Source organism: Vandammella animalimorsus, assembly GCF_002285265.1.
In the GTDB taxonomy this organism is placed as follows: Bacteria; Pseudomonadota; Gammaproteobacteria; order Burkholderiales; family Burkholderiaceae_C; genus Lampropedia.
Map to the genome: position 1 here is coordinate 110,736 of NZ_NSJB01000005.1, position 19,804 is coordinate 130,539.

General features: G+C 66.1%; 16 protein-coding genes. 13 read left to right on the plus strand and 3 right to left on the minus strand.

Translation table 11 applies throughout. The features are described 5' to 3' along the window. Nucleotides 1-22: 22 nt before the first annotated feature. Genes CK625_RS08840 through CK625_RS08865 form a run of 6 tightly spaced genes read left to right on the plus strand, consistent with a single transcriptional unit; the run spans nt 23 to nt 6,900 of the window. On the plus strand, nt 23-946 hold the full coding sequence (locus CK625_RS08840; RefSeq protein ID WP_095539944.1) for a branched-chain amino acid ABC transporter permease: 924 nt from the start codon (nt 23-25) through the stop codon (nt 944-946). After that, nucleotides 943-2,724 (plus strand): ABC transporter permease subunit, encoded by a 1,782-nt coding sequence (locus CK625_RS08845; RefSeq protein WP_095539945.1) that lies wholly within the window; start codon nt 943-945, stop codon nt 2,722-2,724. The genes CK625_RS08840 and CK625_RS08845 overlap by 4 nt, the downstream gene beginning before the upstream one ends. 16 nt (nt 2,725-2,740) lie before the next feature. Then, nucleotides 2,741-3,451, plus strand: a complete 711-nt coding sequence (locus CK625_RS08850) for an ABC transporter ATP-binding protein (RefSeq protein WP_095539970.1) — start codon at nt 2,741-2,743, stop codon at nt 3,449-3,451. A gap of 30 nt (nt 3,452-3,481) precedes the next feature. After that, a complete protein-coding gene (locus CK625_RS08855; protein WP_095539946.1) occupies nt 3,482-4,441 on the plus strand; it encodes an MBL fold metallo-hydrolase in 960 nt (319 codons plus the stop codon). Nucleotides 4,442-4,468: 27 nt separating this feature from the next. Further along, a complete protein-coding gene (locus CK625_RS08860) occupies nt 4,469-5,689 on the plus strand; it encodes an MFS transporter (protein WP_095539947.1) in 1,221 nt (406 codons plus the stop codon). A gap of 32 nt (nt 5,690-5,721) precedes the next feature. Continuing rightward, the gene (locus tag CK625_RS08865; RefSeq protein ID WP_095539948.1) at nt 5,722-6,900 is read left to right on the plus strand and encodes an NADH:flavin oxidoreductase/NADH oxidase; all 1,179 of its coding nucleotides are present in this window, start codon (nt 5,722-5,724) and stop codon (nt 6,898-6,900) included. Here the strand turns inward: CK625_RS08865 and CK625_RS08870 are convergent. After that, nucleotides 6,885-8,333: a short-chain fatty acyl-CoA regulator family protein gene (locus CK625_RS08870; RefSeq protein ID WP_095539949.1), complete on the minus strand. Its 1,449-nt coding sequence runs from the start codon at nt 8,331-8,333 to the stop codon at nt 6,885-6,887. The genes CK625_RS08865 and CK625_RS08870 overlap by 16 nt on opposite strands. A 134-nt stretch (nt 8,334-8,467) precedes the next feature. Between CK625_RS08870 and CK625_RS08875 the strand changes: the two genes are divergently transcribed. The 7 genes from CK625_RS08875 to CK625_RS08905 all read left to right on the plus strand — a co-directional run bounded on the left by CK625_RS08875 (nt 8,468) and on the right by CK625_RS08905 (nt 17,468). Further along, on the plus strand, nt 8,468-8,866 hold the full coding sequence (locus CK625_RS08875) for an acyl-CoA thioesterase (RefSeq protein WP_095539950.1): 399 nt from the start codon (nt 8,468-8,470) through the stop codon (nt 8,864-8,866). Beyond that, the gene (prpC, locus tag CK625_RS08880) at nt 8,863-10,068 is read left to right on the plus strand and encodes a bifunctional 2-methylcitrate synthase/citrate synthase (protein WP_095539951.1); all 1,206 of its coding nucleotides are present in this window, start codon (nt 8,863-8,865) and stop codon (nt 10,066-10,068) included. The genes CK625_RS08875 and prpC overlap by 4 nt, the downstream gene beginning before the upstream one ends. Before the next feature lie 237 nt (nt 10,069-10,305). Continuing rightward, on the plus strand, nt 10,306-12,954 hold the full coding sequence (gene acnD / locus CK625_RS08885; RefSeq protein ID WP_095539952.1) for a Fe/S-dependent 2-methylisocitrate dehydratase AcnD: 2,649 nt from the start codon (nt 10,306-10,308) through the stop codon (nt 12,952-12,954). A gap of 40 nt (nt 12,955-12,994) precedes the next feature. Beyond that, entirely contained in the window at nt 12,995-13,987 is a 993-nt protein-coding gene (locus CK625_RS08890; RefSeq protein WP_095539971.1) for a Bug family tripartite tricarboxylate transporter substrate binding protein, read from the plus strand. Next, complete coding sequence (locus CK625_RS08895) at nt 13,984-15,021, plus strand: hypothetical protein (protein ID WP_095539953.1); 1,038 nt, start codon at nt 13,984-13,986, stop codon at nt 15,019-15,021. Before CK625_RS08890 ends, CK625_RS08895 begins: the two co-directional genes overlap by 4 nt. 56 nt (nt 15,022-15,077) lie before the next feature. Then, complete coding sequence (gene prpF / locus CK625_RS08900) at nt 15,078-16,265, plus strand: 2-methylaconitate cis-trans isomerase PrpF (protein ID WP_095539954.1); 1,188 nt, start codon at nt 15,078-15,080, stop codon at nt 16,263-16,265. Nucleotides 16,266-16,592: 327 nt separating this feature from the next. Next, nucleotides 16,593-17,468 (plus strand): isocitrate lyase/PEP mutase family protein, encoded by an 876-nt coding sequence (locus tag CK625_RS08905; RefSeq protein WP_095539955.1) that lies wholly within the window; start codon nt 16,593-16,595, stop codon nt 17,466-17,468. Here the strand turns inward: CK625_RS08905 and CK625_RS08910 are convergent. Both CK625_RS08910 and CK625_RS08915 read right to left on the minus strand, forming a co-directional pair. Then, nucleotides 17,459-18,706 carry an MFS transporter gene (locus CK625_RS08910; RefSeq protein ID WP_095539956.1) on the minus strand — a complete coding sequence of 416 codons (1,248 nt, stop codon included), beginning with the start codon at nt 18,704-18,706 and terminating at the stop codon, nt 17,459-17,461. The genes CK625_RS08905 and CK625_RS08910 overlap by 10 nt on opposite strands. A 363-nt stretch (nt 18,707-19,069) precedes the next feature. Further along, a complete protein-coding gene (locus CK625_RS08915) occupies nt 19,070-19,564 on the minus strand; it encodes a GNAT family N-acetyltransferase (RefSeq protein ID WP_095539972.1) in 495 nt (164 codons plus the stop codon). Nucleotides 19,565-19,804 lie beyond the last annotated feature (240 nt).

The window sequence follows — 19,804 nt, forward strand, 5'->3', positions numbered from 1 at the left end:
GGCCCTCGCTCTGGAGTCCACCATGACAGAAGCGATCTTGCAGTCCATTCTCAGCGGCCTGGCCGTGGGCGGTGCCTACGCCCTGGTCGCCCTGGGTTTCAGCATCACGTTCACGACCACCAAGACCTTGAACTTCGCGCATGGGGAGTTCGTCTCGGCAGGGGCATTCATCAGCATGAGCGCCTTGTTCCTGCTGCTGGGCATGCCCGTGACCTCAACCACCTTCGGCCAGACGCAGCCTGGCACAGGGGCTCAGCTATTGGCCTTGGCAGCCGCACTGGGTGTCATGGGTGCTCTTGGCTGGCTGCTGTACATCGTGGGCGTGCGCCCCTTTGCGGGCCGCCCCGGCATGGCCTGGGTCATGAGCACCCTGGGCTTTGGCGTCATTTTGCAAAGCATCGGCCTGGCCATCTGGGGCCCCAAGCCTGTGGTCGTGCCCAGCCCCTTGGGTGATTCGGTCATCCGCGTGCTGGGAATTGGCGTGCGCCCGCAAGAGCTGCTGACGCTGGGTGTGGCCGTAGTCATCACGCTGGGGTTGGACTGGGTGATGAACCACACCATGGCCGGCAAGGCCATGCGCGCAGTGGCCGCCAATGGCCAAGTGGCCAGCCTCATGGGCATCAACACCAACGCGATGATGGCCGGCGCGTTCGTGATGAGCTCTGCACTGGCGGGCCTGTCGGGCTTTCTGCTGGCGCCGATCGCCCAGGCATCGCTGTTCCTGGGCCTGGCCGTAGGGCTCAAAGGCTTTTCAGGCGCGATCATCGGAGGGCTGAACAACCCCCGCGGCTGCGTCATCGGCGGCTTTGCGTTGGGCGTGCTGGAGTCGCTCGTGAACCTCTGGTCTGCACAGTGGCGAGAAGTGGCCGTGTTCGCTCTCGTGATCCTGGTGCTCGCGCTGCGTCCAACCGGGCTGTTTGGCAAAGCGATGGTGGAGAAAGTATGAAGCGCTATCGACACTTGGTGGGCACGGCCCTGGTGGCTGCCACGCTGGCCGGCCTCATTGCTTTGCTGCAAAACGACTATTACCTGCGCATCATCTTCATGATGTGCGTCTATTACCTCTGCGCTGCCGGCATGAATGTGCTGGTGGGGTATGCAGGGCAGAAATCCCTGGGGCAGGCTGGGCTGTTTGCTGCAGGCGCATACACGGCGGCGCTGCTCACCACGCGCACGGACATCAACCCATGGCTTGCATTGGTTCTTGCCGCAGGCATATCCGCCGCTTGCGGCGTGCTCATTGCCCTGCCTTCGCTGCGCGTGAAAGGCCCATACCTTGCCATGGTGACGCTGGCATTTGGCATCGTGGTGGAAAAGCTGGTGAGCGAGTGGACCGAAGTGTTTGGCGGCGCACAAGGGATTTATGGCATCAAGCCCTTGACCTGGAATGCACAGCCTCTGACCTCACAGCAATGGGTTTGGCTGGGCATTGGCCTGTGCGCACTGACGCATTGGCTGCTGCGCAATGTGCTGCAGGGGCGCTTTGGTCGGGCCCTGCAATCGCTGCAGGCCGATGAGATCGCCGCTGCGTCGGTCGGTGTGCGGGTCTATCGCGCCAAGGTCATGGCCTTTGTCATTGCGGCCGTGACCTGTGGCATCGCAGGGGCTCTGGTGGCCCAGCAAAACCAGTACATCAACTCGGACTTCATCACATTCCATCTGTCGATCTTCATTTTGCTGCTGGTGCTCTTTGGTGGCCCCGGGTCGCAATATGGCCCATTGATCGGTGCCGTTGTGCTGACATTGGTCGATGCCATGCTGGCGCGCTGGCCATCGGTGCAGCACTTGCTCTACGGCGTTTTGCTGCTGTTTGCGCTCTACGTGATGCCAGGCGGCGTGGCGGGCCTGTTCTCCAGGTGGCTTGCCCCCAAGCCCGACGCACCCGCTGCCAACCAAGAAGGCAGCGCCTCGCCCTTGCAATCTGACACGGACCTCGGCAGCGCATTGCTGGTTGCGCAGGGCGTGACCAAGAATTTTGGCGGCGTCAAGCCTGCGCAGGACGTGTCCTTTGAGCTGCAGCGCGGGCACATCCATGCCTTGATCGGCCCCAATGGCGCTGGCAAGAGCACCATGATCAACATGCTCACCGGCCTGCTCAAGCCCTGTGCAGGTTCGATCCGCTTTCTCGGGCAGGAAATCTCCGAGCACCCGGTACATGCCATTTGCCGCATGGGCATGGGCCGCACCTTCCAGAACCTGCGGCTGTTTGGCGACTTGTCGGTTCTGGACAATGTGATGTTGGGGCACCACTGCCGCATGGGCAACGGTTTTTTTGCCTCGCTGCTGGCCTTGCCCAGCGCCATGCGGCAGGAGGCTGCCACGCAAGCCTTGGCCCTGCAGCTGCTGGATCTGGTGGGCCTGCGGCATTGGGCCCACCATCGGGCGGCCAGCCTGCCCTACGGCCTGCAGCGCCGCGTTGAATTGGCCAGAGCCCTGGCCACGCAGCCGCAGCTTCTCCTGCTCGATGAGCCCGCTGCCGGATTGAACCCTCAGGAGACGGCGGAGTTGGGCGAGCTGCTGGTGCGCATTGGCCAGCATGGCGTGACCATTCTGATGGTCGAGCACCACATGGACTTGGTCATGTCGATCTCCGACCATGTGATCGTGCTGGACTACGGCGTCAAGATCGCGCAAGGTCAGCCTGCACAAGTACAGGCCGACCCCCGTGTCATTGAGGCCTATCTCGGCATCGATGAGCCAGGGCCCCGCCCCGCCGTGGCATGAGCAACAGGGGGGCAATATGCTGAAACTCGAAGCAGTCCAAGTGGCCTACGGCGCGATCCAGGCCATCAAAGGCGTCAACCTGCAGGTCCATGCCGGCGAGGTGGTCACGATCATCGGCGCCAACGGCGCAGGCAAGAGCACGCTGCTGAAATGCATTTGCGGCCTGGAGCCCGCCGCCGCAGGCCGCATCCGCTTCAATGGCAGCGACATCACCAAAGTCAAGGCGCATGAGCGCGTCGGGCTGGGCATCGCCATGTCACCTGAAGGGCGTGGCGTTTTTGCAGACCAGACGGTGCGGGAAAACCTGCTGCTGGGTGGCTACACGCGCCGCAGAAACACGGCACAGATTGAAGCCGACCTGGAGCGCGAATTCCAGCGCTTTCCCCGCTTGCGCGAACGCCAACACCAGCTGTCCGGGACTCTGTCTGGTGGAGAGCAGCAAATGCTGGCCATTTCGCGCGCACTGATGAGTGCACCCCGACTGCTGCTGCTCGACGAACCATCGCTTGGGCTGGCGCCGCTGGTCATCCAGGACATCTTCCGCGCCATCGAGCAGCTGCGTGCATCGGGCCTGACCATTTTGCTGGTGGAGCAAATGGCCAAGCAGGCCCTGGGCGTGGCCGACCGCGCCTACGTGCTTGAAACCGGCCGCATCACGCTAGAGGGCACAGGGCCTGAACTGCTGAACAACCCCAAGGTCAAGGCAGCCTACCTGGGCACGCACTGAAACCATCAACGCACTGTACAAGGAACACCCATGAGCCAGACTAAGCAATTTGCTTCACAAGCCGACCTGGATGCAAAGCAGGTCAGCTTCAGTCAGATCTCAGAGCACGCCTGGGCCTACACGGCCGAGGGCGACCCCAATACCGGGGTCATCATTGGCGATGACGCCGTGCTGGTGGCAGACACACAGGCCACGCCAGCCATGGCGCAGGATGTGATCCGCCGTATCCGGCAAGTCACCGACAAGCCCATTCGATACGTGGTGCTCACGCACTACCACGCCGTTCGCGTGCTGGGTGCCAGCGCCTACGGCGCAGACCATGTCCTGGCCAGCCAAGACACCTACGACCTGATCGTTGAGCGTGGCGAGCAGGACAAGGCCAGCGAGATCGCCCGTTTTCCACGCCTGTTCGCCGGGGTAGAAACTGTGCCCCCCGGGATGACTTGGCCCACCATCACCTTCACGGGCAAGATGACTCTCTGGCTTGGCAATCTTGAGGTGCAATTACTGCAGTTGGGGCGCGGCCACACCAAGGGCGATACCGTCGTGTGGCTGCCGCAGGAGCGGGCCTTGCTGTCTGGGGATTTGGTCGAATTCGGTGCGACGCCCTACGCTGGCGACGCCTACTTCAAGGATTGGCCGCAAACGCTCGATCGCCTGGCCGCACTGCAGCCCCAGGCGTTGGTGCCGGGCCGGGGCGCGGCGCTGACGACGCCAGAGACGATTGCCCAAGGCATCGGGCAAACGCGCAGCTTCATTACCGACGTGCGCGCCTGTGTGCAGCAAGGTGTACAAGCCGGCAAGGATCTCAAAACGATTTACCAGGACACCATGGCCGCGCTGCGGCCGAAATATGGGCACTGGGTCATCTTCGAGCACTGCATGCCATTCGATGTCACGCGCTGCTACGACGAACTCACCCAATATCCCGACCCGCGCATCTGGACAGCGCAGCGCGATCTGGAAATGTGGCGGGCATTAGAGGGGTGACACACCAGCCGGCACTGCAGCGGCGCCATGGCAGTTTGGGCAAACCAGGCCACAGCCCCTGATCGGTGGTCGCCCAGCATGTTCTGGCTGCTGGGCCTGTGCGCGTTCACCAGCATGGCGGCCATGCGGCTGTGCGACGCCATGCTACCCGCACTGGCCGAGGATTTTGAAGTCACCACAGGGCAGGCCAGCCATGCCATCTCTGGCTTTGCGCTGGCCTATGGCGTGCTGCAACTTTTCTACGGTCTGATGGGGCAGCGCTACGGCCCGGCGCGCGTGATGGGCTATGCCTGCTGCGCCAGCACCATCGGCAGTGTGGCGGCAGCGCTGGCGCCATCGCTGCCTTGGCTGGTCGCTGGCCGCATCCTCACGGGCGCAACCGCAGCGGGCATTGTGCCCATGGCCATGGCATGGGTGGGGAGCCACATCCCTTACTCGGCGCGATCCATGGCGCTGGCCAAACTGTCGGGTGCGGTAGTGTGCGGCATGATGTTCGGCCAGCTGTTTGGCGCTCTGGCAGCCGCACTGTTCGACTGGCGTCTGGCTTTTGCCGCCGTGGGCTTGGCATTCCTGCTCAACGGCATGGCCTTGTGCCAAAGAATCCGGGTCAGCTCCAGCCCCAGCCCATCCGTGGCCAGCATCGGCACCTGTTGTGCCCAACGCCCAATTCGGCACGTCCTGTCCCGGCCCTGGGCCAGAGTGGTTTTGATCGTGACAGGCCTGGAAGGGGCGCTGGCTTTGGGTGCCGTGTCCTTCATCCCCGCGCACATGCAAGCGAACTTCCACATGACGCCGCTGGCAGCAGGTGCCATCGTGGTTTTTTACGGGCTGGGCGGGCTGTTCTACAGCTGCTGCGCCTGCCGCCTGCTGCAGCGCCGTGGAGAGGCCGCGCAAGCCTGCCTGGCCGGCGCCTGCCTTGGCCTGGCATGGGCCGCCATGGCCTGGGCCACGCACTGGGCCTGGTTCATGCCTGCCTGCTGGCTTGCCGGGCTGGGCTTTTATGCGCTGCACAACACGCTGCAAACCCAGGCCACGCAAATGGCCCCGGCCATGCGCAGCATGGCGGTATCGCTGTTCGTCTGCACGCTGTTTGTGGGCCAAGCCGCAGGCGTCATGGCCGCTGCCTGGGTCGTGGACCACCTCGGCCCATCCATGGTGTTTTGCATATCTTCCGCTGGTCTTGTGGTTCTGACAGGCATGTTCGCCTGGCGCCTCCATCGGCGCTCCAGGCCATTGGCGGACGCCTGAAGGACTGCGCTTGAACACAGAAAGTGATTGCCATGCATCCAACCCAACCCCTTCTGTTCCAGCCCATTCGCTTGCGCGATCTGGAGCTGAAAAACCGCATCGTCATCTCGCCCATGTGCCAGCACGCCGCCCAATCGGGCCATGCCACTGCTTGGCATCTGGTGCATCTGGGCAAGTTTGCCCTGGGCGGCGCCGGGCTGATCCTCACCGAGAGCACGGCTGTGGATCCACGGGGCCGAATCGGCACCGCCGATCTGGGCCTATGGCAAGACAGCCAGATCGCTCCATTGAAAACACTGGTCGACTTCGTACACAGCAATGGCGCCGCGATTGGGGTACAGTTGGCACACGCTGGTCGAAAGGCAGGCAGCCAGCCACTGTGGGAAGGCGGGGCAGCACTATCAGATGCACAACTGGCCGCCGACGCCCATCCGTGGGAGCGTCTTGGCCCCAGCGCGCTGCCGGCAGGCCCTGGATGGTCGGCCCCAAAGGCCTTGTCTGCGCAAGACATTGCCGCCATCGTGCGCAGCTTTGCCGATGCCGCCCAGCGCGCCAACGCCGCAGGCTTCGATGCCGTGGAACTGCACTTTGGCCATGGCTATCTGGTCGCCAGCTTTCTCTCGCCGCTGTCCAACCTTCGCAGCGATGAATGGGGCGGCGATCTGGCTGGGCGCATGAAGCTGGCGTTGGACATTGCACGGGCCGTGCGTGCCATATGGCCAGCGGGCAAGCCTTTGTTTTGCCGCATTTCCGCCGTCGATGGCAGCGTGGGCGGCTGGGGCCTGGAGGACTCGATCGCGCTGGCCAAAGCACTTGCTGCCTGCGGCGTCGATGTCATCGATTGTTCGTCCGGGGGATTGACGGAAGAGACCCGCGCCCTGCCAGTGCCCAGAGGATTGGGATTTCAAGTGCCATTTTCCGAACGGATTCGCCAAGAAGCCCATGTCAAGACCCAGGCCGTGGGCATGATCGTCGATGCCCATCAGGCAGAAGCCATCCTCACGCAGGGCAAGGCCGATTTGATCGCCATTGGGCGCGAGGCCTTGTTCGACCCGTACTGGGCCCACCATGCCGCACAGACCTTGAATGCCGACCCAGGCTATGCGCAATGGCCCCTCAGGCATGGGATCTGGCTTGCGCGCCGCGCGCCCATCTTGGCAAGCGCCCTGGCAAACCAGTGTCCAGCCACGGCGCATCAGGCCACACCGTAGGGCGAGAAGCGGCTTTGGTTTTCGTCGATGCGCAAGGCCTCGCCCACGTAGGGGAAGGCGCGCTGCGGGCAGTGCGGGCGCTCGCAGACCTTGCAACCCATGCCGATGGGGATGGCGGCGCTGGGATCTTTCAGGTCCAGCCCCTTGGCGTACACCAGCCTGGGGGCATGGCGGATGTCGCAGCCCAGGCCGATGGAGAAGGTCTTGCGCGGCGAGCCCCAGCCGTGGCGGCCGCGCGAGACGGTGCGCGCCACCCACAGATAGGTGCGCCCGTCGGGCATTTGCGCCAGCTGCGGCACGATGCGCCCGGGCTGGGCGAATGCTTCGTACACGTTCCACAGCGGGCAGGTGCCGCCGGTGCGGCTGAAGTGAAAGTGCGTGGCCGATTGGCGCTTGCTGATGTTGCCGGCGCGGTCCACGCGCACGAAGAAGAAGGGCACGCCCGGCGCGCCCGGCCGTTGCAGGGTGCTGAGGCGGTGGCAGACGGTCTCGAAGCCGACGCCAAAGCGCTGGCCCAGCAGGTCGATGTCGTAGCGCAGGCTTTCGGCCGCCTGCAGAAATGGCGCATAGGGCAGCAGCAGCGCGCCGGCGAAGTAGTTGGCCAGGCCGATGCGCGCCAGGCGGTGTGCCGCGCCATCGTGCTGCAGGGCGGCCGGGTGGGCCAGGGCGTCGAGCGCCTCGCTCATTTCCAGCAGCGCCAGTTGGGTGCCCAGCTGGAAGGCCTGCTGGCCGGGCTCCAGCGCCGCCGAGAGGTGCAGGATGCGCTGCGCGGGCTCGTAGCTGCGCTGGCGCTCTTGCGCCGCATCGCTGCGCAGCACGCGCACGCCGTGGCGCTGCAGCAGGCGCCGCTCCAGCCACGGGGCCAGGGGGCCGCCGGCATCGCGCGCCTGCGCGGCCAGGGCCTCGGCGGCGCGGTCCAGCGTGTCGAAGTGGTTTTGGTGGGCGAAGAAGAAATCGCGCACCACTTCAAAGGGCATGGCGCGCGGCGTGGCGGCGGCGGGCTGGGCGGGCGGCTCGGCAGTGGGCTCGGCCTGGGCGCGCTCGTCCCCGCCCAGGCGCAGGGCCAGCGCGTCGCAGCGCGCTTGCGCATCCACGCTGCGGCGGTGCAAGGCCAGCAGGGCATGGGCCAGGGCGGGCATTTGCGCGGCGAGTTCGCGCAGCTCGGGCAGGGTCACGGGCTGTGGCGCATCGGCCAGCGCATCCTGCAGCGCGGCCACCAGGCGCATTTCCTCGTCTTCGGAGAAATGCTGCACGTCCACGCCCAGGGCCTGGCTGATTTTGAGCAGCACGGAGACGGTCAGGGGCCGCTGGTTTTGTTCGAGCTGGTTCAGGTAGCTGGGCGACAGGCCCAGGGTCTGGGCCAGCGCGACTTGCGACAGACCGCGCTCGGCGCGCAGGCGGCGCAGCTTCACGCCCATGAAGGTTTTTTTCATCGCGGATGGGGGCGGGTGTTTGCACTGGCCGCGGCAGACAATTCGCAAAATTTGCAAATTGGCCGGTTTTCATTCGCAATCATTCGCCATTTCAGTCGTTGAGCCGCGCAGGATTCTTGCGTAAATTGCGAAGCATGACAACACCCCGAGGAACTTCCGAATTGCACGAGCTGGTGCTGCCGGCCATGGCCAACCACCACGGCACGCTGTTTGCCGGCCAGGGCCTGCAGCTGATGGCCAAGGCCGCTTTTCTGGCTGCGCGCTCGCTGGCGCAGCGCGAAGTGGTGATGGCCGGCGTGAGTGGCATCGACTTCATGCAGCCCATTGCCGTGGGCCATGCGCTGGCGCTGCGCGCCTGGGTCAGCCGCGTGGGGCGCAGCTCCATGACCGTGTGCGTCAGCGGCGTGGCCACGGCGCCTGGCCTGCCGCAGGAGGAGGTGTTCAAAGGGGTGTTCGAGATGGTGGCGGTGGACGGCCATGGCCGCCCGCGCGCCATCGATCACGCCTACATCCACCCGGAGACCGCCACATGAACACCGCGATGAACACCGCCGCCGCCCCCAGCCACGATCAGCCCGCCGCCGCGCAGGCCGCCCCGGCCACCGCAAAGCCCAAGAAATCCGTCGCCCTCTCGGGCGTGGCCGCGGGCAATACCGCGCTGTGCACCGTGGGGCGCAGCGGCAACGACTTGCACTACCGTGGCTACGACATTCTGGACGTGGCCGAGCACTGCACTTTTGAAGAAGTGGCGCATTTGCTGGTGCACGGCAAGCTGCCCAACCCGGCCGAGCTGGCGGCCTATCTGGGCAAGCTGCGCGGCTTGCGCGGCCTGCCCGCGCAGGCGCGCGCGGTGCTCGAAGCCCTGCCCGCCAGCGCCCACCCGATGGATGTGCTGCGCACCTATGTCTCCATGCTGGGCACGGTGCAGCCGGAAAAAGAGGAGCAAAGCCTGGCCGGCGCGCGCGACATTGCCGACAAGCTGCTGGCCTCGCTGAGCTCGGCGCTGCTGTACTGGTACCACTTCGCCCACAACGGGCGGCGCATCGAGGTGCTGAGCGACGACGACTCCATCGGCGGCCATTACCTGCACCTGCTGCACGGCCAGCGCCCCAGCGACTCTTGGGTGCGCGCCATGCACACCAGCCTGATCCTGTACGCCGAGCACGAATTCAATGCCAGCACCTTCACCAGCCGCGTCATTACCGGCACGGGCAGCGACATGTATTCGGCCATCGCCGGGGCCATTGGCGCGCTGCGCGGGCCCAAGCACGGCGGCGCCAATGAGGTGGCCTTCGACATCCAAAGCCGCTACTCCGACCCGGACGCGGCCGAGGCCGACATCCGCCGCCGCGTTGAGGCCAAGGAGGTGGTGATCGGCTTTGGCCACCCGGTCTACACCATTGCCGATCCGCGCAACCAGGTCATCAAGAAGGTGGCGCGCCAGCTCTCGCAGGAGGCCGGCTCCACACGCCTGTTCGATGTGGCCGAGCGCGTCGAGGCGGTGATGTGGCAGGCCAAGCGCATGTTCCCCAACCTGGACTGGTTCAGCGCCGTGAGCTACCACATGATGGGCGTGCCCACGGCGCAGTTCACGCCGCTGTTCGTGCTGGCGCGCACCGCCGGCTGGAGCGCGCACGTGATCGAGCAGCGCCAGGACGGCAAGATCATCCGCCCCAGCGCCCACTACACCGGGCCGGAGAACCTGGCCTTCGTGCCCATCGAGGCGCGCGCCTGACTCCACCAACATTCCATTTCAAGGGAAACTGCGCGGCATGCCCACCATGCCCAAATGCCGCGCTTTTCTTGCCGATGGATCTGCCATTTCTCGCCACCACAATACCCATCAAAAAGAAAACCATGTGCTTGCCCATCATGCCGAAACAAGGCTGTTTTCTTTCTTTTTGATTTGGAATAAAACCCGCGCAAGCCCCGCCTGGGCTTGCCGCCACCGCCCACACCCCACGCCCCGCCCATGAACACCGCCTTTCGCAAACCCCTGCCCGGCGCCGCGCTGGATTATTTCGACGCGCGCTCCGCCGTCGAAGCCCTCTCGCCCGGCGCCTGGGCGCGCCTGCCCTACACCGCGCGCGTGCATGCCGAGAACATCGTGCGCCGCGCCGAGCCCGCGCGCATCAACGACTACCTGGGCCAGCTCATCGGCCGGCTGCGCACGCTGGACTTTCCCTGGTACCCGGCGCGCGTGGTCTGCCACGACATCCTGGGCCAGACGGCGCTGGTCGATCTGGCCGGGCTGCGCGAGGCCATTGCCGCGCAGGGGGGCGATCCGGCGCAGGTCAACCCCGTGGTGCCGGTGCAGCTCATCGTCGATCACTCGCTGGCGGTGGAGGCGCCGGGCTCCGACCCGGACGCCTTCGCCAAGAACCGCGCCATCGAGGAGCGCCGCAACGAAGACCGCTTCCACTTCATCGAGTGGTGCCGCAGCGCCTTTGACAAGGTGGACGTGATCCCGGCAGGCAACGGCATCATGCACCAGATCAATCTGGAGAAGATGTCACCGGTGATCCAGGCGCAAGGCGGCGTGGCCTACCCCGACACCTGCGTGGGCACCGACAGCCACACGCCGCACGTGGACGCGCTGGGCGTGATCTCGGTGGGCGTGGGCGGGCTGGAGGCCGAGAACGTGATGCTGGGCCGCGCCTCGTGGATGCGCACGCCCGAGATCGTCGGCGTGCGCCTGGACGGCCGCCGCCAGGAGGGCATCACCGCCACCGACATCGTGCTGGCGCTGACCGAGTTTTTGCGCCAGCAGAAGGTGGTGGGCGCGTACCTGGAATTCCACGGCGAGGGCGCGGCCAGCCTCACCGTGGGCGACCGCGCCACCATCGCCAACATGGCGCCCGAATACGGCGCCACCGCCGCCATGTTCGCCATCGACGATCAAACGCTGGACTACCTGCGCCTGACCGGGCGCGCGCCCGAGCAGGTCGCGCTGGTGGAGCGCTACGCCAAGGCCGCCGGGCTGTGGGCCGGCGACCTGGCCCAGGCCGAGTACGAGCGCAACCTGGCATTCGACCTCTCGCACGTCGTGCGCAACATGGCCGGCCCCAGCAACCCGCACCGCCGCCTGCCCACCTCGGAGCTGCAAAAGCGCGGCATCGCCGGCCCCGTCAAGCTGGCCCTGGCCCGCGCCGAGGAAGCCCAGGGCCTGCTGCCCGATGGCGCGGTCATCATCGCCGCCATCACCAGTTGCACCAACACCAGCAACCCGCGCAACGTCATCGCCGCGGGCCTGCTGGCGCGCAACGCCCGCCAGCGCGGCCTGGCGCGCAAGCCCTGGGTCAAGACCTCGCTGGCGCCCGGCTCCAGGGCCGTGGAGCTGTACTTGCAGGAGGCGGGCCTGCTGGGTGACTTGCAGGCGCTGGGCTTTGGCATCGTCGCCTTCGCCTGCACCACCTGCAACGGCATGAGCGGCGCGCTCGACCCGGCCATCGAGCGCGAAATCATCGCGCGCGACCTCTACGCCACCGCCGTGCTCTCGGGCAACCGCAATTTCGACGGCCGCATCCACCCCCACGCCAAGCAGGCCTTTCTGGCCAGCCCGCCGCTGGTGGTGGCCTACGCCATCGCCGGCACCGTGCGCTTTGACATCGAGCAGGACGTGCTCGGCCTGGACGAACAAGGCCGCGAAGTACGCCTGAAAGACATCTGGCCCAGCGACGCCGAAATCGACGCCGTGGTGGCCGCCACCGTCAAGCCCGAGCAGTTCCAGCGCATCTACACCCCCATGTTCGCCAAGCGCGCGCGCGCCGAAAACGCCCGCCCGCTGTACGACTGGCGGCCGCAAAGCACCTACATCCGCTGCCCGCCCTACTGGTCTGGCGCGTTGGCGGGCGAGCGGACGCTGCGCGGCATGCGGCCGCTGGCCATCCTGCCCGACAACATCACCACCGACCACCTCTCGCCCTCCAACGCCATCTTGCGCGACTCGGCCGCGGGCGACTACCTGGCGCGCATGGGCCTGCCCGAGGAGGATTTCAACAGCTACGCCACCCACCGCGGCGACCACCTCACCGCCCAGCGCGCCACCTTCGCCAACCCCAAGCTGTTCAACGAAATGGTGAAAAACCCCGACGGCAGCGTGCGCCAAGGCTCGCTGGCGCGCGTGGAGCCAGAAGGCCAGGTCATGCGCATGTGGGAGGCCATCGAAACCTACATGCAACGCGGCCAGCCGCTCATCGTCATCGCCGGGGCCGACTACGGCCAGGGCAGCTCGCGCGACTGGGCCGCCAAGGGCGTGCGCCTGGCCGGGGTCGAAGCCATCGTGGCCGAAGGCTTCGAGCGCATCCACCGCACCAACCTCATCGGCATGGGCGTGCTGCCGCTGCAATTTTTGCCCGGCCAGAGCCGCCACACCCTGGCGCTGGACGGCACGGAAACCTTCGACGTCATCGGCGGCCGCCACCCCGGCGCGCGCCTGACGCTGCGCATCCACCGCCAGGACGGCAGCCAGAGCCAGACCACCGTGCTGTGCCGCCTGGACTCGGACGAGGAAGTTCAGATCTACGAAGCCGGCGGCGTGCTGCAACGCTTTGCGCAGGACTTTCTGGCGCAGGCGGGCAGCCGCCCAGTTGACGCCACAGCGGCCGCCAACGTGGCATAACACGCGCTTTGCCACCACCATCTCATCTGGAGTCATGAACATGCGACGCTTTTCCTTGCGCCTGGCCGCGCTGTGCACCTGGGCCCTGGCCGGGGCGACGGCTTTTTCCGCCGCCGCCCAGGCAGAGCCGGCCTGGCCTGCCAAGCCCATCACCTTCATCGTGCCCTATTCGGCAGGCGGCTTTGCCGACACGCGCATGCGCCTGATCGCCAGCAAGCTGGAGAAGGAGCTGGGCGCAACCATCGTCATCGAGAACAAGGCCGGCGCAGGCGGCGTCATCGGCACGGCGCACATCGCCAAGGCCAAGCCCGATGGCTACACCATTGGCAGCGGCCACCTGGCGCCACTGGCGGTCAACCCCACGCTGACGCCCAAGACCGTGCCTTATCAGGTCAAGAGCGATCTGGCGCCCATCGTGCTGATCGAGCAGGCGCCGCTGGTTCTCAACGTCCACCAGGGCGTGCCCGCCCAGACGGTGCAGGAGCTGATTGCGCTGGCCAAGAAAGACCCGGGCGGCATCAGCTTCGGCTCCTCCGGCATGGGCGGGGCGCACCACCTCTCGGGCGAGCTGTTTGCCCACCAGGCGGGCATCAAGCTCTCGCACGTGCCCTACAAGGGTGGCGCACCGGCTGCGGCCGATTTGATGGCCGGGCACATCCCGATGATGTTCGAGATGGGCTATGCGGCCATGCCAGCGATCAAGTCGGGCAAGGTGCGCCCGTTGGCCGTCACCAGCGCCCAGCGCCTGCCGCTGCTGCCCGATGTGCCCACGCTGGCCGAATCGGGCCTGGCGGGTTTTGAGTCCACCAACTGGCAGGGCATCATCGCCCCGGCAGGCGTGCCGCGCGACATCGTGGACAAGATCAATGCCGCGGCCAACCGCGTGCTCCAGCAGCCCGATGTGATCGCCGCGTTCGAGGAGACGGCCGGCCAGGTCGGCGGCGGCTCGCCCGAGGACTTCGCCCGCCTCATCCAGAGCGAAACCGCCAAATGGGCCCAAACCATCTCGGCCGCCAAGCTGGAGGCGAAATGACGCGCTGCCAGCGCGCTGCACTACTGCGCAGCCTGGCAGGCCTGCTGGCCTGCCTACCGCTGGCAGCCTGCCACAACCCGCGCGCGCTGGATGAGGCCACGCAGCAAACGCTGGCCCTGGCCGAGGCTACCTGGCCGGGCCAGTTCCGGCTGTACAAGGCCGGCCGGCGCGGGGATTTGCAGGGCTATGAAATCATCCTGGCCGCGCGCGATGACGCCAACTTCCGCGTCAAGCTGAGCCACCGCGACCTGAGCATCTGCGAGCCGCAGCGCTGCCGCCAGATCCTGCAGCACGCCTACGACAGCGGCCATTACAAGGCGGCCATCTTCAACACCAGCGTGGCCGCCTTGCGCGGCTGCGGGCTGCCGATGCTGGGCATGGTCTCAGGCGGCAGCGGCCCTGCGCCGCTGGTAGAGCTGGACATCCAAGGCGATACCCGCGCCGCGCTGGCCCGTGTGGGCGCTTGCGCCCAGGCGTACTGGCAGGCCTGGGCCCAGGCGGCTGCGGGCACGGACTGGGGGCGGCCGCATTGGGAGCTGTACCTGCGCCAGTCGGGGGCCAGCCCGGCCGCGACGCCCGGGCACCTGGATTGGGAAACCCAGGCGCCCAACCGCCCGGATGCGCCGCTGTATGCCCTCTCGCTCAGGCCCGATACCCCACTGCCGCCCGAGCCGGCCCGGCTGCGCGTGATCCCCTACACGGATTACTACAAGCAGCTGCAGGCCGCGATCCTGGCGCACACCCGGCGCTATCTGGATATGCATCTGCAGGGCGCGGCCCTGAACGCCATCACCCCGGTGGTCTGGCGAATGGCGCCCGAGCCTGCGGACATCCGTCGCTTGCACGCCCAGGTCTTGCTCTGCTCGCCCCAGGCTGTGGCCCAGCGCCATGGCAATTGCCGCGAGGACATGGCCCTGGCGCTGCAATACGACAGCCACAGCGGCCAGGCCAGCGATGAGCGCCTGCTGCACAACATCCGCAACGCCGATGGCAGCGTGACCCTGCCGCCGCTGCGCCCTGGCGTGGATGACTGACTGTCATTGCCCCCATTCGTTGTTCGCTCTGCCCTCTTGCCCACAAGGATTTGCCCATGCACCCAAGGCCCGCACTCCGCATCCCCGCCACCTACATGCGCGGCGGCACCAGCAAGGGCGTGTTCTTCCGTCTTGCGGATTTGCCGCCCCAGGCGCAGCAGCCCGGCGCGGCGCGCGATGCGCTGCTGATGCGCGTGATCGGCTCGCCCGACCCCTACGCCCAGCACATCGACGGCATGGGCGGGGCCAGCTCCAGCACCAGCAAGTGCGTCATCATCTCGCCATCGACCCGGCCCGGCCACGATGTGGACTACCTCTACGGCCAGGTCGCCATTGGCGAGGCCCTGGTCGATTGGAGCGGCAACTGCGGCAACCTCTCCAGCGCCGTCGGGCCGTTTGCCATTGCCAACGGCATGATTGCGGCCGAGCGGCTGCGAGATGGCCTGGTGGAAGTGCGCATCTGGCAGGCCAACATCGGCAAAACCATCCTCGCCCGCGTGCCGGTGCAGGGCGGGCAGGTGGTGGAAGGCGGCGACTTCATGCTCGACGGCGTGGCCTTTCCGGCGGCGGAAATCGTGCTGGAATTCATCGACCCGTCCGACGAGGGCGATGATGGCGGGGCGATGTTCCCCACCGGCAACGTCGTCGATACCCTGGATGTACCCGGCGTCGGCCAACTGGAAGCCACGCTCATCAGCGCGGGCATCCCCACCGTGTTCGTCAACGCCGCCGACATTGGCCTTTCCGGCAGCGAGCTGCAAAAGGACATCAACGCCGATGCGCAAAAGCTGGCCATGTTCGAAGCCATCCGCACCGCCGGCGCACTGCGCATGGGCCTGATCCAACGCCCGGAAGAAGCCGCCCAGCGCCAGCACACGCCAAAAGTGGCCTTCGTCGCCCCGCCCGCGGACTACACCGCCTCCAGCGGCAAGACCATTCATGCTGCCGACATCGACCTGCGGGTGCGGGCGCTGTCCATGGGCAAGCTGCATCACGCCATGATGGGCACGGCCTCGGTGGCGATTGCCACTGCCGCCGCCGTGCCGGGCACGCTGGTGAACCGCGCCGCTGGCGGCGGGCCGCGCGAGAGCGTGTGCTTTGGCCACCCCTCGGGCAGCTTGCGCGTGGGCGCAGCGGTGGAAAACGCCAGCGGCCCATGGACGGTGAAAAAAGCCGTGATGAGCCGCAGCGCCCGGGTGCTGATGAGCGGCTGGGTGCACGTGCCGGCCGACACGCTGCGCTGAACCCTGGAGCAGTTTCGATTCTGATGAAGACATTTCCTGCAAGCGCCGCCTTCTCTCGTTCTCGTCACACCCGCGAAGGCGGGTGTCCAGTCGCGACGCGGACAGACGGTGCTGCCGTTTGCCAATCCCCTCCCGTGCGCAAGGGTGGCGCTGGATGCCCGCTTTCGCGGGCATGACCAGAGCTGCTTGCGAGATGGCGATGCCAGTCAGCAGCCAGGTCTTGGATTTGTCAACGCTCAAGCAGAACACGCTCTAAACCCGGCTTTTTTATCCCCTCATTTCTCCGCGTGCGCCAGCGCGCACGCCCTTTTGCAAAGGAATTCCGCCATGTCCGCCAACCCGCCCAGCCCGCGCCAACAACTGCGCGCCCTCATCCAGGCCCGCCGCGGCGCTCTCGTGCCCGGCGCCTTCAATGCCTTGTCGGCCAAGGTCGTCGAAGACCTGGGCTTCGAGGCCATTTACGTCACCGGCGCGGGCGTGACCAACATGTGGCTGGGCCTGCCCGACCAGGGCTTCATGGGCCTGCACGAAATCGCCGAACACACCGCCCGCATCCGCGACGCCGTGGCCCTGCCGCTGATCGTCGATGCCGACACCGGCTTTGGCAACGCCCTCAACGTCTATCACAGCGTGCGCACGCTCGAGCGCGCCGGGGCCGACTGCATCCAGCTCGAAGACCAGCTCGCGCCCAAGCGCTGCGGGCACTTCAGCGGCAAGCAGGTCATCAGCACCGAGGAGGCCGTGGGCAAGATCAAGGCCGCCGCCGATGCCCGGCGCGACGCCGACCTGCTCATCATGGCCCGCACCGACGCCGCCGCCGTGCACGGCTTCGAGGCCGCCGTCGAGCGCGCCCAGCGCTTTGCCGAGGCCGGGGCCGATCTGCTGTTCGTCGAAGCCGTCACCAGCGCCGAGCACATCCGCGCCCTGCCCGGCCTGCTGCCCGTGCCGCAATTGATGAACATGGTCATCGGCGGCAAAACCCCCATCGTTGGCGCCGACGAACTGGCAGCGCTGGGCTACGGCATCGTGCTCTACGCCAACGCCGCGCTGCAAGGCGCGCTCACCGGCATGCAAAACGCCCTGGGCGCGCTGCGCCGCGACAAGCAGCTGCTCGAATCCAGCGGCCTGGTCGCCTCCTTCGCCGAACGCCAGCGCCTGGTCGGCAAGCCCGCCTGGGACGCGCTGGAGCAGCGCTACGGCTGAGGGCTCTTGTTCGAAAGCGGCGCGTCGGTCTGCTGCGTCGCGCGCTCACACCAAAGCGTCAGCGCACACCAGGCAGCGGCAATCAGCGCGGTGGCCGCGAACAGCCCGGCCTCTGCCCAATGGGCCACCAGCGCCCCACCCAACACGCCGCCGGCAAACAGGCCCAGCGATTGCAGGGTGCTGTACATGCCCATGGCAGAACCTCGCCGCGCCACCGGGGCCAGACGCGACACCAGGCTGGGCTGCATGGCCTCCAGGGCGTTGAAGCCGCAAAAGAACACAAACAGCACCGCGCCCAGAAACCACAGCGCGGCCTGGCCCGCCAGTGGCTGCTGATTGCTGTGGCTGAAAATCGCCAGCGCCAGTTGCGCGGCCAGGATCAGCCCCATGGCCAAGCGCATCGCCAACTGCAGGCGACCGCGGCGCTCCAGGGAAAACACGGCCCCAAAGCACAGCACCGACAAGAGCACGGCCGGCAGATACAGCTGCCAATGCGCGGCGCTGGCCAGGCCTGCATCCTGCAGCAGCAAAGGCACGCCGCTCCACATGGCCATTTGCAGCAGATGCAGCACAAAAACCCCAAGATTCAAGCGCCACAGTGCCCAGCCCCCCGTCTGCGCAGCAGGCTCTGTGGCATTGGCCGGCAGGTGAGCATGCTGCATCGGTTCATCCTGCTGGCCTTTGGGTTGAGGCAGCAGCCCGAGCACCACCAGCAACGCGACGCCCGCCAGCAGCGCCATCAACCAGAACAGGCCGCTAAGACCCAGTTTTGACCCGAGCAAAGGCCCGAGGATCAAGGCCAGGGAGAAACTGGCCCCAATGCTGATGCCGATCAAGGCCATGGCCTTGGTGCGCACGACCTCACGGGTTGCATCCGCCAGCAGCGCCGTCATGGCCGCCGAGATGGCCCCCGCCCCTTGCAGAGCCCGCCCCGCCACCAGGCCCCAGACCGAATGGCTCAGCGCCGCCCAGACGCTGCCCAGCACAAACACCAGCAAACCCATGGCAATCACGCGCTTGCGTCCCCAACGGTCCGAAGCCATGCCCAGGGGCCACTGCAACAGTGCCTGGGTCAGGCCATAAATCCCCATCGCCAAGCCGATCAGCCGAGGATCGTCCCCGCCTTGGTAATCGGCAGCGGCCAAGGTAAACACCGGCAAGACCAGAAACAAGCCCAGCATGCGCAGCACGAAAATTCCGGCAAGCACCAAGCTTGTTCGGCGCTCACTGGGCAGCATGGCCGTCGAAGAGGCGGCACGGGATCTCTGCATAACTCAATCCATTTCTGATGGGGCCTCGCATGCCAGGCGCCTACGCTCACGCCGGCAGGCCCAAGCGATCCGCTCCTCTGCCTGCTGGGATCTTTCATCGCGGCAACAACCTCAATCCACAGCCCACCAGAGCTGCCACTTTGGAGGATGGATGGCAGCCCCATCTCGCACCCTCATGCGGCTGTAGAACAAATGCCCCGGCGCGCAAAGCCCTGAAAACCTGTTCAAAACCTCTGCGCAGGGCAAGCAGGCACGCGAATTGAAACAGCTTGCGGCGTCGCTACCGCACTCATCTTGGCTGGGGCCATTCACAAGCGACCTGAAAAGCCATCAAACCAGACTGGCCCGAAGGAAAAATGCCTGGGGATGAGGGTTGTAGTAATAGGGCTCAATTTCCTCAAAACCCAAGTCCTCGTAGAGCGCGCGCGCCGCATCCATCTCATCGAGGGTATCCAGCAGAATGCAGCCATAGCCCGCCAAGGCCGCCTGCTCCATCACGGCCTGCGCAAGCAAACGCCCCAGGCCAAAGCCACGGAATAATCTGCGCACATACAAGCGCTTCATCTCACTGGCATCAGGGTAATCCGGGCATTCGAGCCCGCGCATGGCACAGCATCCAGCCAGCACGCCATCGATGAAGGCCAACACCACACAGCCGGCAGGCTGTGCATACCGCTCAGGCAGCGACGCCAGCTCGGCATCGAAGTCCTGAAAAGCCAAATCCACGGACAGGCCCTGCGCATACTCCAAAAACAGCTCACGCACAGACTCCCAATCCCGTTCATCACTGGCCATGCGCAGCACAACTTCAGGTGGAGTTTCCATAACTAGCGGCAACCCAACACCAATGGGTTCAACGCCAATGAGTTCAAGAGACGCAATGATAGTGGATCGACAGCCCATGCAACATGGGAAATACGGCACCACCATGCAAACAGAAACAAACCCCCCACTTCCGAATTTGGAAGAGGGGGGTTTTGGGGATAAGAGCCTGACGATGACCTACTTTCACACGGGAATCCGCACTATCATTGGCGCTGGTCCGTTTCACTGTCCTGTTCGGGA

Bases quoted from the DNA above. Each gene is read 5' to 3' on its own strand.
- CK625_RS08860 (WP_095539947.1), top strand. From the start codon at position 4,469: ATGGCAGTTTGGGCAAACCAGGCCACAGCCCCTGATCGGTGGTCGCCC.
- prpF (WP_095539954.1), top strand. From the start codon at position 15,078: ATGCACCCAAGGCCCGCACTCCGCATCCCCGCCACCTACATGCGCGGC.
- CK625_RS08910 (WP_095539956.1), bottom strand. From the start codon at position 18,706: ATGCTGCCCAGTGAGCGCCGAACAAGCTTGGTGCTTGCCGGAATTTTC.
- CK625_RS08865 (WP_095539948.1), top strand. From the start codon at position 5,722: ATGCATCCAACCCAACCCCTTCTGTTCCAGCCCATTCGCTTGCGCGAT.
- CK625_RS08845 (WP_095539945.1), top strand. From the start codon at position 943: ATGAAGCGCTATCGACACTTGGTGGGCACGGCCCTGGTGGCTGCCACG.
- CK625_RS08840 (WP_095539944.1), top strand. From the start codon at position 23: ATGACAGAAGCGATCTTGCAGTCCATTCTCAGCGGCCTGGCCGTGGGC.
- CK625_RS08915 (WP_095539972.1), bottom strand. From the start codon at position 19,564: ATGGAAACTCCACCTGAAGTTGTGCTGCGCATGGCCAGTGATGAACGG.
- acnD (WP_095539952.1), top strand. From the start codon at position 10,306: ATGAACACCGCCTTTCGCAAACCCCTGCCCGGCGCCGCGCTGGATTAT.
- CK625_RS08890 (WP_095539971.1), top strand. From the start codon at position 12,995: ATGCGACGCTTTTCCTTGCGCCTGGCCGCGCTGTGCACCTGGGCCCTG.
- CK625_RS08875 (WP_095539950.1), top strand. From the start codon at position 8,468: ATGACAACACCCCGAGGAACTTCCGAATTGCACGAGCTGGTGCTGCCG.
- CK625_RS08855 (WP_095539946.1), top strand. From the start codon at position 3,482: ATGAGCCAGACTAAGCAATTTGCTTCACAAGCCGACCTGGATGCAAAG.
- CK625_RS08905 (WP_095539955.1), top strand. From the start codon at position 16,593: ATGTCCGCCAACCCGCCCAGCCCGCGCCAACAACTGCGCGCCCTCATC.
- CK625_RS08870 (WP_095539949.1), bottom strand. From the start codon at position 8,333: ATGAAAAAAACCTTCATGGGCGTGAAGCTGCGCCGCCTGCGCGCCGAG.
- prpC (WP_095539951.1), top strand. From the start codon at position 8,863: ATGAACACCGCGATGAACACCGCCGCCGCCCCCAGCCACGATCAGCCC.
- CK625_RS08895 (WP_095539953.1), top strand. From the start codon at position 13,984: ATGACGCGCTGCCAGCGCGCTGCACTACTGCGCAGCCTGGCAGGCCTG.
- CK625_RS08850 (WP_095539970.1), top strand. From the start codon at position 2,741: ATGCTGAAACTCGAAGCAGTCCAAGTGGCCTACGGCGCGATCCAGGCC.